Below are 12,072 nucleotides of genomic sequence, written 5' to 3'. Positions count from 1 at the left end.
TCTGCCTCTGGCGTTATGGTGTCGTTTGAATGCGGTATACTCCACCGCCCCGGCGCACCAATTTATATTCACTGCCGTTGGCCTCACTATGGCCCGGATTGTCAAGATTTTCGAGGGCCAGACGCAAATTATCGCGTATTGCGTCACTTTCGCCATTGTCCAGCGCATAGGCCCGGCGCAGGATCTGCTCGGCTTCTGCGGTCTTGCCGCGCTCCAGCAGGACAATTCCCAGATTATTCAGCGCTTCCGGCCAGTCCGGTGCGCCCTTGACCGCGCGCCGCAGGAGGCTCTCTGCCTGACCCAGCCGACCGAGGCCCAGGTTGGCCGAGCCGAGACTGGACAGGATCTCGGGCGTCAGCCCTTCGTCGAGGGCGGCCCGGTTGAATGCATCGATGGCCAGCTCATATTGCCCGGCCGCCATCAACCGATGACCCACATCCAGCCCGTTGACGGCCTGCGCACGGGTATCGACGCCGGGGGCCCATGGGCCGCTGGCCTTGCCATTGAATGCCCCGTTGCCCGGCCCCATCACGCAAGCCGCCACCAACGCACATGCGCAGGCGGCGACCGCGGGTGGGACAAGGCGGAAAAGGGGGGGGCGCCTGGTCCTGAACGTCATGAGGCTCTGCTCTATTTTCCCAAGTTGGAGATGCCTTGTGCCGAGGGGCCAACCAGAATGATCAGCAGCGGAGGCACGGTCAGCCCCATTGTGGCAAGGGTCATTTTGGTTGGCAACTTGTTTGCGGCTTCTTCTGCGCGCATCACGCGTTTGTCCCGCATTTCACTGGCATAGACCCGTAGCGCCTCGGCAATGGACGTCCCAAAGGTCGCCGACTGGATCATGACGGTGACGAAGGAAGACACGTCCTGCACGCCGCACCGTGTGCCCATGTCGCGCATGACCTTGTCCTTGTCCTTGCCCGCCTTCATTTCATAGGCGACAACTTCGAATTCTTCGGCCAGTTCCGGGTAAGATGCCCTCAGCTCGCGGGCCACGCGGACGATGGCCTGATCCATCGACTGTCCCGCCTCCACACAGACCAGCATCATGTCCAGCGCGTCCGGGAAGGCGCGGGTGATCGCCTGTTTGCGTTCTTCGATCCGGCGGGTGATCCAGTACCTCGGTAGGAAATAGCAGGCGCCGCCGGGACCGATCACACGCAATGCCACATCCTGCGTGGTGTATTCCACATCCGCATTCATCACATAGACAAAGACCAGCCCGAGGCCGAGCCCCACCAGCCCCAGCGCGAATTGGGCGAAGTGGAACAGGCGCACCGCGTCCTTGGACTGGTATCCCGCCTGACGCAGCTTCAGCTCCATCGCCGAGAGCTCTTCCGCGTTCTGTGGCTCCAGGAAGTTGGCGAATTTCTGCAATTGTTCGTTGCGGTTGGCCTGACGCAGCCGTTCTTTCCTGGGCTGTGCAGATTGCGTTTCATTCAGGCTGCGCTGCAGCTTTTTCAGCGGGTCCTCGGGCTGATTGAGCATCAGGCCCACGGCAACGGCCACCAGCACGATCCCGACGAATCCCAGTGCCAGCAGCGGTCCGAACTCGCCGAATTGTGTGACCAGAACGTCTTGTACGAATGTGACCGGGTTCATGGCAGCCCCCTCAGACCTGGATATTGGTGAGCATGCGCATCACAAAAAGATTGGCCGTCAGCATGCCGCCGACGATGAAGCAGGCGGGAATGAACCAAGGGTGATCCATCACCCCGTCGTAGTAGGTCGGATCATTGATCAGCGTCGAGCCGAGGCAAAAGACGGGGAAACCGGACAGAAACTTTCCCGACCATTGCGCTTCGGCGGTGATGGCCTTCACTCTGCGGAACAGGCGGAACCGGGACCGGATGACCTTGGCGAGACCGGCGAGAACCTCGGCCAGGTTACCACCCGATTGCTGTTGGATGGTCACCGCCACCGCCAGGAACCGCAGATCCTGAATATCCAGCCGCTCCGCCATATCCTTCAGCGCCTCGCCCACATCCCGACCATAGGCGCATTCATCGGCGATGATGCCAAATTCGGTGGCCAGCGGGTCTTCGACCTCTTTTGCGACGATCTGGATGGCCGAGGTGAAGGGATGTCCGACGCGCAGGCTGCGCACCATCAGCTCAACCCCGTCCGGCAATTGCTCCTCAAGCATCGCCAGACGCTTCTTGGCCTTGGAATTGACCCAGAAGAAGACGGCGCCGACACCGATGATGACGGAGGCCAGCGCGCGCACGGGTGGTTCCGCCTGAGTGCCGACGCTGAGACCGACATAGGCGATCCCGGCAAGGCCGATCATGATCATGATCAACTGTCGCGGAGAAAAGGCAATGGCGGCTTTTTGCGCCCGTTCCGCAAGCAGCGAATAGAGCGGGATCGACCGCGAGCTCAGGTGTTGCTGCATCTCCTTGCGGAGCTGATCCAGCACCTGTTCGCGGTTGGCCCCCTTTTCCAGCATGTCGAGGCGGCGGTTGACGCGACTGTTGAGGCTGATCGATTTGCCGAAGGTCACGAGATAAATACCTTCGACCAGCACCAGAACGCCGATGAAGATCAGCCCGTAGATGACCGGTTCCATTCCGATTTGCATCAGCGGTGCTCCATCACTGTGGGTTCATAGATCGAGGGCGGCAAATCGTAGCCCCAAAGGCGGAACCGCTCTGCATAGTGGCTGCGGACACCCGTCGCGGTGAAATGCCCGATGATTTTGTTGTCAGGGGTCAATCCCATGCGCTGAAAGCGAAAGATTTCCTGCATGGAGATGACATCCCCTTCCATGCCGGTGATCTCCGAAATCGAGGTCATCCGGCGAGATCCGTCCTGCAGGCGCGAGGCCTGCACGATCAGATTGACCGCCGATGCGATCTGACTGCGCACGGCTTTGATCGGCATTTCAATGCCGGCCATGGCGATCATGTTTTCCAGTCGCGATATGCCGTCGCGGGCCGAGTTGGCGTGGATGGTGGTCATGGACCCATCGTGGCCGGTGTTCATCGCCTGCAGCATGTCGATGACCTCGCTGCCGCGGGTCTCACCGACGATGATCCTGTCGGGGCGCATCCGCAGAGCGTTCTTGAGGCAATCCCGGGGGGAGACTTCGCCCTTGCCCTCCACATTCGGCGGGCGGCTTTCCATCCGACCCACGTGGGTTTGCTGAAGCTGCAGTTCGGCGGTGTCCTCGATGGTGAGGATACGCTCGGCATTATCGATGAAGCTCGACAGGGCGTTGAGGGTGGTCGTCTTGCCGGAACCGGTGCCGCCGGACACGATCACATTCAATCTCGTGGAGACGGCGGCTTGCAGATATGCCGCCATTTCTTCTGTGAAAGCCCCGAAATTCACCAGATCGTCGATGCCCAACTTGTCTTTTTTGAACTTTCGGATCGAAACGAGGGATCCGTCCACCGCGACCGGCGGCACCATCGCGTTGAAGCGTGAACCATCGGCCAGACGGGCATCCACATAGGGGTTGGATTCATCGACGCGGCGGCCCACCGCCGACACGATCTTGTCGATGATCCGCATCAGGTGGCGTTCGTCCTTGAAGGTGATGTCGGAGACTTCGAGCTTGCCTGCGCGCTCCACAAAGATCTGATGCGGCCCGTTCACCAGAATATCCGAGACGCTATCGTCTTTCAGCAATGTCTCAAGCGGACCGAGGCCGGTCACTTCGTCATAGAGCTCCTTGTTGAGCTGCTGCCGGTCCTCACGGTTCAGCACGATGTTCTTGTCTTGCAATACCTCGCTGGAAATAGAGGCGATCTCATTGCGCAAATCGGCCTCTGTCGCCGTCTCAAGGGCCGCGAGGTTCAGATTCTCAAGCAATTCGCGATGCAGCTCGACCTTGATCTCGCTCATGCGTTCCTTGCGTTTGCGCTCCCGGTCCGGCGGCGCGGCCTCTGCGGCCTTGCGGCCTGTGGGGCGTCTCAGAACGGTTTTCACACCTTCTGCGACGGCCGGTGCCGCAGGGGGGGCATCCGGGCGCGGTTGCGCCGTTTTCGGTGCGGGAGATGCTTTTTTGTATCTAGAAAACATTGTTTGAACCCCAGGGTGTCACGCCGTCCTTCAAGCCGCCTCTGCATCCGAATTTCCCAGCTCATGCAGGCTTCGCGCCAGTTTGGCGATTTCCTTGCGCAGGGGATTTTTGGGTGCAGACAGGGCCAGCGGCTGTCCGTGATCGCAACTTTGCAGAACGCTTTTCCCACCGTCCGGCAGCTGGACGTCGAGGGAAATACCAAGGCTTTCTGCCAATCGCTTGACCCGGGCTTTGCCATTCAGGTCGGTGAACTTCGGTGCCCGGTTCAGGATGAACCGCAGCTTGTCAAAGGGAAGATCCTCGGCCTGCAGCGCCCGTTTGACCCGCAAGGCGTTCTGAGCCGAGCGCATGTCCAGCTCGATCAGGGCAAAATACACATGGGCAAGGGTCATCACCGTCTCGGTCCATTGAACCAACGTATGTGGCATGTCTATGACGACGAAATCGAAATGGCTGCGTGCCATCTCCACCACCCGCAGGATGTCCTCGGGGGTGATGAATTCCAGCGGCACCATATCCGCAGGCGAGGTCAGCACCTGCAGCTTGTCACGATATGAAATCAGGGATTGGCCAAAGATGTCCTCGTCCATGGCCTCGGTCTCGCTCAGCATCTCCATCACGGCGTCGCGTCGCGGCATGTCGAGGTAGGTGGAAACCGAGCCGGTCTGAAGATCGAGGTCCAGCAGGCAGACGCTGGGGCGGTCGGACGCGGTCAATTCGGCCAGTTCCCAGGCCAGATTGACGGCAAATGTCGACGACCCGGTGCCTCCGGCAAGCCCCTGTGCCACGATAACAGCCCCTTCGCGCTGGCTGTCGGCATGGAGTTTGTGGGCGCGGGCGGGGGCTGCGGCTGGGGCCACGGGCTCAGCAGGTCGGCGCAGGCGTTCGACGGCTGCGGCAAGCTCCTGCTCGGGCAGGGGGTAGGGGATGAATTCATCAGCCCCCTGACGCAGCAGTTTGTGAAGCGCCGCCGGGGTGACGTCTTCTGCCACCAGAATGACCTTGATGCCCCGGGATTTCGCCTGGGTGATGATCTCCCCCATCAGCGGCAGATGCTCTTCGTCCTGAGAATCAATGGCAATGGCGACGAATTCGACGGTTTCAGCTTCAGGCTGGTAAAAGAACGCAAGCGCCTCGGTAAAGCCAAGGTCGCCCCAGGCTTCTCCCATGACCGTTTCCATGTCCTCGATCAGAAGATCAAAGTTTTGCACATCGCGACTGATGGTACAGGCCGCGATAGGCGCTGCATCCGGTTGCGAATTCCCGCTCGTCATCGCCAGTATCCCCACATTGTTCGGTCCCGGCCATAGCCGTTGGCAGACCTGTGCCCCGTCAAACGACAGAGGGCACCCTTCAGGACAAGTGTCGTCCTCAATATGGGCAAGAGTAGGGCTAAAAAAAACCGAATGTGGGAAAAATCAATCGTCCCTAACAAGTCGTATCATCAGCAGGCGACTGCCGGGCTGCGAGTTTGCTGGCCTCATTGGGGACGCGGGAGAGCTCGGGACGCGCCTATTCGCCGAGGGATCCTTCGTTCGTCAGGGTCGTTTGCACGACTGCGCTCTGGACGTAGTCGCGGTAGATCACTGCGGCGTATTTGCCGTCCAGTTCATTGACGCGCGCGGCCACAAAGCCGCTGACCTCGGTGACGGTGCGGCGGTTTCTGCGTTCGGGCGCATCGGTCAGCACCAGAGGCTGGGTTTCGCCAAAAGACGCAACCGCTTCCAGCCGTTGACGGCTGATGCCTTGCGAAACAAGGTAATTGACGGCCGCGCGCGCCCGTCTCAACCCCAGCGACTTGTTGTATCCCTGGCTGCCCACGGCATCGGTATGGCCGTAGACCCGAAACCGGACCTCGGGAAACTGGCGGATCCAATTCGCCTGCGTGCTCAGGACCTGACGGGCGGCACCATCAAGGCGGGCGCTGTCAAAGTCAAAGTTGATGGTGGTCGGCACGTCATTCGCAAACCGGTTTGCCAGTTGCACCCGATAGCTGCGATCCCCTGACAAAACGGCTGTGTTATTTGTTGTCGCCGCGCCAAAGTATCTGCCGTCCAGCGGTTCTCCGGCCTCTTTGTAGGCGCAGGCTCCCGTGGTCAGGATCAGTCCGAAAATTGCTGTGAATTTCAACATCTGCGCCGCCATTCTTGATCCGTTAGTCGAGGAGATAGCCGTAAGAGCCGTCAAAGTCCTGTCGCGCGACTTCGCCTGCTGCACCTTGCTGGACGCGTTCTGTCCGGCCAAAGAGAAAGAGGTTCTTTTCGCTCGGCGGCCTGATGCGGTCGGTTGGGAGGGAGAACGCCTCGCCCCGGGTCGGTGTCACCAGATGCGCCGAAACGATGATCACCAACTCGCTCTGGTTGCGCTCAAAATCGGCGCTGCGAAACAGGGCGCCCAGAACCGGAACATCGCCCAGCCATGGAACCTGTGCCGCGTTATCAAGGAATTGGTCTTCGATCAGACCGGCAATGGCAAAGCTCTCTCCGTCGCGCAATTCGACCGTGGTGGAGGTTTCACGGCGCGAGAACGCGTTGATTGAAAAGCCGTTGAGCGTGACGGAATTGGTGGTGTCGATGGCCGAGACTGCCGCCTTCAGTTCGAGATTGATCAGATCGCCGTCCACCACCCGCGGGATAAAGTTCAGCTCGATCCCGAACGGTTTGAACTCGATCGAGATGGCCCCTTCTTCCTGCGCAACCGGGATCGGGTATTCCCCCCCGGCGAGAAAGTTTGCCTCTTGTCCGGAGAGCGCCGAAAGGTTCGGCTCCGCGAGGGTCCGCACCAGCCCCTTCTGCTCCAGCGCTTCCAGCAGCACCCCGAATTCGACAGATCCGATATCAAAGCCGAAGAACAACGCGCCGATGGTATCTTCCTGCGTCTGAATTGCATTGCCCAGACCATTGTCGCCCAGCAGCCAGGTGCCGGTTTCCGCCGCCACATCGGAGCCGCCCAAGGCGACCGAAGAGCCGAGGGACTTGCTGACCGAGCGCTGCATTTCGGCAAAGCGGACCTTCAGCATCACCTGCTGCACGCCGCCCACCGTCATCAGGTTGCTGACCCGGTCCGGTGCATAGCGTTCGGCCAGGTCCAATGCACGCTGCAGACGTTGGGAACTCGAGACGTTGCCGGACAGCACAATGCCGTCATTGGCCGTGCGCACTTCGATTTTTTCGTTCGGCAGGATTTGTTGCAGGCGCTGCTTGAACTCTGTGACATCGGCCGCAACGCGGACATCCACGTTGGTGATCAGCCGCCCCGACGCATCCAGCAGGGTCAATGTGGTCATCCCCGGAGATTTGCCGAGCACGTAGATCGTCCTGTCCGACAGCGAAGAGATATCCGCGATGCCGGGGTTGGCGATGCTCAATTCCGCAAAGGGCACATCGGCCTCCACCACAACGGCCCGGTTCATCGGCACGTCGAGAATGGAGTTGGTTCCCTTTTTCACCACTTTGATCCCCTGCGCCATGGCCGCATCAGGGGGGAATGCACCTAAAAGGGTCAGCCCGGTGAGGGCTGCCGCAAAAAAACGTCCAATTGACATGTGACCTGCCTTTCCGATCACGCCTCGATATGCGGGGTCTTGGTGCCCCAATTTTGTAGCCAATCTGCGCTACTTCGCCTTTCATTGCAAGAATCAATGGCTTCGAGGGTGAAGCTGATAGGGTCTTGGCTGTGAACTGTGCTGAAACGGCCAAGCTCCGCATGCCCTATCCGAGCTGCGGAGCTTGCTGTAAACGATTGAATTATCTTGACGTCTGTCAGTTGCTGCAGGGAATGGGAATGTTCACAACCTCGGCGCCGCGGCGGGTCCGGATGGTGCAGACTTTTTCTTCCACCACCCGCTGAGGCGCTTCTATTTCTCCGAGGCCGAGCAATTTGCGTTGATCGACTTCGACCATGGCCGCCACGGTATCGTCCTCTGCGCCGACAAGGGACAGCGACAGGCGACCGGTGACCTGCGCCTGGGCGAGGGCCGCGACCTGCTCGGGGCGGACGGTGACGGTGACGGTCCGCGCGATCATGGCGCCACTCAGGTCTGCGGCGGCGATCTGGTCAACGGCGATCAGTTCGATATTGGACTGGATCAGGCGGGTGACATCACCACGCCGGTCTTCTCCGCGAGCGGACGGCGGGCGGCCGCTCCAATAGACGTCCACGTGATCGCCGGGACGCAGGAAACCAGACACGCCGCTTGCCACGTCGACGCGAATTGCAAAGGCCCGCATGCCGCGCTCCAGGCGGGAGGTGATGCCCGCGTCCTGTCCGGGTTCGGTGATCTTGACGGCCATCAGCGGCTCGCCTTTTTCCATCGTACGAAGAACGTATCTTGCGTCATTCGGGTGCTGGGACGGAAACAGCTCATCCGTGGACGTGAAAATTCCGTCTGGCACCGCATTTTTCGGCCATTTGACGGCGCGGACGTCCTCTTTGGTCAATCGGCGACCGTAGTTCAATTGCTTGGTCGTCACATAGACATCGATCGTCGGCATGGTCTGCTGACCCTTGGCGCGTTCCCGGGCGAGGGCGGCCTGATGCGCTTCGATGTAGTTTTTTGCCATCATCACAGCCCCCCCCGCAAGGGCGACGCCAACGATGAGGACAAGTCCAAAAACGGCTCTCATGGGGGTCCCTTTCTGTGATGGGCGAAACTGTGATCTGCGATATTTGGCGGAATGGATGGGCTCCATTCACTATGCCAGGGTTAACTGTGCCAAGACGCTGCCGAGGGCGGATCGGTCGCTCGTATGTGCCCGATAATGCGAAGGACTTTAGAGGCGCGCACAGCGGCCTCGTATGGGCTATCCGGTGCTGACCGTGGCCGAGGAGCGTTCAGAACGTCCAATTCGACATAAATCCCGCCAATGCGTTGGCCAGACCCAGGGCCCCATCCTGCATTGCGGATGAAATCAGGGCCGCGAGAACAACAGCAGCGGCCGCCAATACAACCCAGTCGACGGAAATCGCCCCGTCATCAGAGGCTAGAAATGTCTTGAGTGTCTTCACGAGTACACCTCACCGTCGATGCCTCCGGGATGATTTCGGGCTACAATCAAATTGCAGCCCGAAATGCTCATGCCAGGATCACACGATCCTCGAACCTGACTTGTCCGCGGGGCTTATGCCGGGGGTGTTTCTGCTGCTTCTTCTGCACCTGGATCCAGGTCGGACAGGAAGTTGCCGGTGCTTTCGGTCAGGTCAGACGCACCGTTTTCGATGGAGGTGTAAACAATACCTGCCAGAACGGCGACGGCGGCGGTCAGAACAACCCAGTCAACGGTTACGGCACCGGAGTCGTCTTTGCGGAAGTTTTTGAAGAATTTGATCATGGAACGTCCCTCCTGAGGATCGATAGAATGTTGGTATCCGCGCCGGAACTTTTGTGTCATCCGCTCTCTCACCTGCCTGATGACGTTCCGCTTTGGATGTCCCTGTTATCCGGGAGCAGCATGGCAGCAATTGGGCCGAAACCCGGACGTCTGCCTTTGAGATTAAAAAAATATTAGTGAATTCTGTAAGGTGTTGAGCAGGAATGAAAATATTGCAAGAGGCGCTGATTTTGCCGCCTTTTGCAGAGCTGAATAAGGAGCAAATGTGGCGAAACCGTCCAATTTCTGGCGCTCCGGCTGGATTTCCGCGACGATTTCCCCCAGGATTCCGGATAAATCAGATTCCGGGATGAGCAGCGAGACGATGAAACCGGCGGCGGTCGCATTTTTAGGCCTCATGATGGTCGGTCCCGGCTTCGCGCAGGACGCAGCCGGGCCTGCGGTGTTTCCCGAGTTCGAGGCCAAGCGAATCCGGCCGCCGGATCCCGGTACGAAACGGAGGATCACGGTCCAGATCGACCCGGCCGCGCCTGAGCCGGCAGATCGTGTCGGGGCGCCGGACGGCTCACCTGTGCCGTCAGCTGCGGTTGCCCGGTATGACTGGTTCTGGGAGGCAGTCGGCGGAGACCTCGCAGGGGCATCGCCCGGGCGTCTGGCGGAGGGGCTGGCGGTGCTGGACCAGCGTGCGGAGGTGCCAGTGCCGCGGCTTCAGGATCTGCAGGATATGATCGGTGCGCATGGGGTGGCCTTGTTGACCTCCACGATCGGAACCGAAGTGTCCCCGGCTTTGGCTCTGGCGGTGATGGCCGTGGAGTCGGGCGGGCGGGCGCATGCAATGAGCGGAGCAGGGGCCAAGGGGCTGATGCAGCTGATGCCTGCGACAGCGGATCGGTTTGGTGTTGTCGATGCATTTGACCCGCAGCAGAATATCCTCGGGGGCGTTCGGTTCCTCGACTGGTTGATGAGTGAGTTTTCAGGGGACCCCATGCTGGTGCTGGCCGGATATAACGCCGGGGCCGGAGCGGTACGGGACCATGCAGGCGTGCCGCCCTTCGCGGAGACCCGCGATTACGTCCCCAAGGTCCTTGCAGCCTACAGCCTTGCCCGTAACCTGTGTGCCACGCCGCCGATCATGATATCGGACGGCTGCGTCTTTCAGCTGATGAAGTGACGGGGAAGGCGGAATGGAACCGGAGTGGGACAAGACTTCGTCTCGCCCGCCGCGCCCCCGCCCACCTCCTTCGAAAATCGAAGGAGGCCGTTTAGTCCACAATGGTCGCTTCAGTCGCGGCGCGCAGCTCGTCTTGGGTGACGCCCTCGGCGGTCTCAACGATCCTCAGGCCTCCCTCAACGACGTCAAGCACGCCGAGGTTGGTGATGATGCGATCCACCACACCGGTCCCGGTCAGGGGCAAAGTGCATTCTTTCAGGACTTTGGACTGGCCGTGTTTGTTGGCGTGATCCATGACGACAACCACGCGACCAACACCGGCCACCAGATCCATGGCACCGCCCATCCCCTTGACCAGCTTGCCCGGGATCATCCAGTTTGCCAGGTCGCCATTCTCAGCAACTTCCATCGCGCCCAGGATGGCCATGGCGATCTTGCCACCCCGGATCATGGCAAAGGACGTCGCGCTGTCGAAATAGGCCGTATGCGGCAGCTCGGTGATCGTCTGTTTGCCCGCATTGATCAGGTCCGGATCCTCCTCGCCCTCGAACGGGAAAGGCCCCATGCCCAGCATGCCGTTCTCTGACTGCAGCGTGACCGTCATCCCCTCGGGAATATAGTTCGACACCAGCGTCGGAATGCCGATGCCGAGGTTCACGTACCAGCCGTCCTGCAGTTCCTGTGCGGCGCGTGCCGCCATTTGATTGCGGTCCCAAGCCATGGATCAGGCCTCCTCTTTCTGGCGTACGGTGCGCTGTTCGATGCGCTTCTCATGCTCGCCCTGGATCAGGCGATGCACGTATATGCCGGGCAGGTGAATGCCGTCGGGGTCAAGGCTCCCTGCGGGCACGATCTCCTCCACCTCGGCGACACAGATCTTGCCACAGGTTGCGGCGGGCGCGTTGAAATTGCGTGCGGTCTTGCGGAAGATCAGGTTGCCGGTCTCGTCGGCTTTCCAGGCCTTGACGATGGCAAGATCGGCAAAAATACCTTCCTCAAGGATATAGGTCTGACCGTTGAAGTCCTTGTGTTCCTTGCCCTCGGCGATCTGGGTTCCGACGCCGGTCCGGGTGTAGAACCCGGGGATGCCCGCGCCACCGGCCCGCATGCGCTCGGCCAATGTGCCCTGTGGGTTGAACTCCAGCTCCAGCTCCCCCGACAGATACTGGCGCATGAACTCTGCGTTTTCACCAACATACGAAGACATCATCTTCTTGACCTGTTTGGTCTGAAGCAGGATGCCGATGCCGAAATCATCGACGCCTGCATTGTTGGATGCAAACGTTAGGTTCTGCGTGCCGGCCTGTTTGATCGCCTCCAGCAAAATCTCGGGAATGCCACAGAGGCCAAAGCCCCCCGCAGCGATTGTCATGCCATCGAACAGCACACCATCCAGTGCCTCCGCGGCAGAGCCGTAAACTTTTTTCATGGAACTCTCCCTTCCATTTCCTCTGCCTCAAGCTAATCGCCTCAGCAGCGGTGTCGAGTCAACGAATACGGAACGGGATAGGTATTTCTACCGAGGCCGACCACACATCCCGCGC

The 12,072-nt window shown here is 60.0% G+C and carries 14 protein-coding genes; 1 reads left to right on the top strand and 13 read right to left on the bottom strand.

Annotated features, from left to right (window positions below):
* Window positions 1-13 precede the first annotated feature (13 nt).
* The 11 genes from FGE21_RS12185 to FGE21_RS20070 all read right to left on the bottom strand — a co-directional run bounded on the left by FGE21_RS12185 (window position 14) and on the right by FGE21_RS20070 (window position 9,756).
* Window positions 14-619 (bottom strand): tetratricopeptide repeat protein, encoded by a 606-nt coding sequence (locus FGE21_RS12185; protein ID WP_139663571.1) that lies wholly within the window; start codon window positions 617-619, stop codon window positions 14-16.
* A gap of 11 nt (window positions 620-630) precedes the next feature.
* Entirely contained in the window at window positions 631-1,602 is a 972-nt protein-coding gene (locus FGE21_RS12180; RefSeq protein ID WP_139663570.1) for a type II secretion system F family protein, read from the bottom strand.
* Between the two features lie 10 nt (window positions 1,603-1,612).
* Window positions 1,613-2,581, bottom strand: a complete 969-nt coding sequence (locus tag FGE21_RS12175) for a type II secretion system F family protein (RefSeq protein ID WP_139663569.1) — start codon at window positions 2,579-2,581, stop codon at window positions 1,613-1,615.
* A complete protein-coding gene (locus FGE21_RS12170; RefSeq protein ID WP_139663568.1) occupies window positions 2,581-4,026 on the bottom strand; it encodes a CpaF family protein in 1,446 nt (481 codons plus the stop codon). The genes FGE21_RS12175 and FGE21_RS12170 overlap by 1 nt, the downstream gene beginning before the upstream one ends.
* 30 nt (window positions 4,027-4,056) lie before the next feature.
* Window positions 4,057-5,301 (bottom strand): AAA family ATPase, encoded by a 1,245-nt coding sequence (locus tag FGE21_RS12165; protein ID WP_139663567.1) that lies wholly within the window; start codon window positions 5,299-5,301, stop codon window positions 4,057-4,059.
* Between the two features lie 238 nt (window positions 5,302-5,539).
* The gene (locus tag FGE21_RS12160) at window positions 5,540-6,160 is read right to left on the bottom strand and encodes an OmpA family protein (protein WP_139663566.1); all 621 of its coding nucleotides are present in this window, start codon (window positions 6,158-6,160) and stop codon (window positions 5,540-5,542) included.
* Between the two features lie 22 nt (window positions 6,161-6,182).
* The gene (locus FGE21_RS12155) at window positions 6,183-7,571 is read right to left on the bottom strand and encodes a type II and III secretion system protein family protein (RefSeq protein ID WP_139663565.1); all 1,389 of its coding nucleotides are present in this window, start codon (window positions 7,569-7,571) and stop codon (window positions 6,183-6,185) included.
* 217 nt (window positions 7,572-7,788) lie between these two features.
* Window positions 7,789-8,652: a Flp pilus assembly protein CpaB gene (gene cpaB / locus FGE21_RS12150; protein WP_139663564.1), complete on the bottom strand. Its 864-nt coding sequence runs from the start codon at window positions 8,650-8,652 to the stop codon at window positions 7,789-7,791.
* 208 nt (window positions 8,653-8,860) lie between these two features.
* The gene (locus FGE21_RS20075) at window positions 8,861-9,034 is read right to left on the bottom strand and encodes a hypothetical protein (RefSeq protein ID WP_176695434.1); all 174 of its coding nucleotides are present in this window, start codon (window positions 9,032-9,034) and stop codon (window positions 8,861-8,863) included.
* A 113-nt stretch (window positions 9,035-9,147) separates the two neighbouring features.
* Window positions 9,148-9,357, bottom strand: a complete 210-nt coding sequence (locus FGE21_RS12145; protein ID WP_139663563.1) for a Flp family type IVb pilin — start codon at window positions 9,355-9,357, stop codon at window positions 9,148-9,150.
* A gap of 162 nt (window positions 9,358-9,519) precedes the next feature.
* The gene (locus FGE21_RS20070) at window positions 9,520-9,756 is read right to left on the bottom strand and encodes a hypothetical protein (RefSeq protein ID WP_176695432.1); all 237 of its coding nucleotides are present in this window, start codon (window positions 9,754-9,756) and stop codon (window positions 9,520-9,522) included.
* Between FGE21_RS20070 and FGE21_RS12140 the strand changes: the two genes are divergently transcribed.
* A complete protein-coding gene (locus FGE21_RS12140; protein WP_255731540.1) occupies window positions 9,755-10,528 on the top strand; it encodes a lytic transglycosylase domain-containing protein in 774 nt (257 codons plus the stop codon). The genes FGE21_RS20070 and FGE21_RS12140 overlap by 2 nt on opposite strands.
* Window positions 10,529-10,619: 91 nt before the next feature.
* Here FGE21_RS12140 and FGE21_RS12135 read toward each other — a convergent pair whose 3' ends face one another.
* Complete coding sequence (locus FGE21_RS12135; RefSeq protein WP_139663562.1) at window positions 10,620-11,249, bottom strand: 3-oxoacid CoA-transferase subunit B; 630 nt, start codon at window positions 11,247-11,249, stop codon at window positions 10,620-10,622.
* 3 nt (window positions 11,250-11,252) lie between these two features.
* Window positions 11,253-11,957 (bottom strand): CoA transferase subunit A, encoded by a 705-nt coding sequence (locus FGE21_RS12130; protein ID WP_139663561.1) that lies wholly within the window; start codon window positions 11,955-11,957, stop codon window positions 11,253-11,255.
* Between the last annotated feature and the right edge of the window lie 115 nt (window positions 11,958-12,072).

Source organism: Phaeobacter sp. B1627 (genome assembly GCF_006265095.1).
GTDB lineage: Bacteria > Pseudomonadota > Alphaproteobacteria > Rhodobacterales > Rhodobacteraceae > Epibacterium.
The sequence above is the reverse complement of the archived record's forward strand: the minus strand, read 5'-3'. Positions and strand labels throughout refer to the sequence as shown.

Bases quoted from the DNA above. Each gene is read 5' to 3' on its own strand.
- FGE21_RS12185 (WP_139663571.1), bottom strand. From the start codon at position 619: ATGACGTTCAGGACCAGGCGCCCCCCCCTTTTCCGCCTTGTCCCACCC.
- FGE21_RS12180 (WP_139663570.1), bottom strand. From the start codon at position 1,602: ATGAACCCGGTCACATTCGTACAAGACGTTCTGGTCACACAATTCGGC.
- FGE21_RS12175 (WP_139663569.1), bottom strand. From the start codon at position 2,581: ATGCAAATCGGAATGGAACCGGTCATCTACGGGCTGATCTTCATCGGC.
- FGE21_RS12170 (WP_139663568.1), bottom strand. From the start codon at position 4,026: ATGTTTTCTAGATACAAAAAAGCATCTCCCGCACCGAAAACGGCGCAA.
- FGE21_RS12165 (WP_139663567.1), bottom strand. From the start codon at position 5,301: ATGACGAGCGGGAATTCGCAACCGGATGCAGCGCCTATCGCGGCCTGT.
- FGE21_RS12160 (WP_139663566.1), bottom strand. From the start codon at position 6,160: ATGTTGAAATTCACAGCAATTTTCGGACTGATCCTGACCACGGGAGCC.
- FGE21_RS12155 (WP_139663565.1), bottom strand. From the start codon at position 7,571: ATGTCAATTGGACGTTTTTTTGCGGCAGCCCTCACCGGGCTGACCCTT.
- cpaB (WP_139663564.1), bottom strand. From the start codon at position 8,652: ATGAGAGCCGTTTTTGGACTTGTCCTCATCGTTGGCGTCGCCCTTGCG.
- FGE21_RS12145 (WP_139663563.1), bottom strand. From the start codon at position 9,357: ATGATCAAATTCTTCAAAAACTTCCGCAAAGACGACTCCGGTGCCGTA.
- FGE21_RS12140 (WP_255731540.1), top strand. From the start codon at position 9,755: ATGATGGTCGGTCCCGGCTTCGCGCAGGACGCAGCCGGGCCTGCGGTG.
- FGE21_RS20070 (WP_176695432.1), bottom strand. From the start codon at position 9,756: ATGAGGCCTAAAAATGCGACCGCCGCCGGTTTCATCGTCTCGCTGCTC.
- FGE21_RS12135 (WP_139663562.1), bottom strand. From the start codon at position 11,249: ATGGCTTGGGACCGCAATCAAATGGCGGCACGCGCCGCACAGGAACTG.
- FGE21_RS12130 (WP_139663561.1), bottom strand. From the start codon at position 11,957: ATGAAAAAAGTTTACGGCTCTGCCGCGGAGGCACTGGATGGTGTGCTG.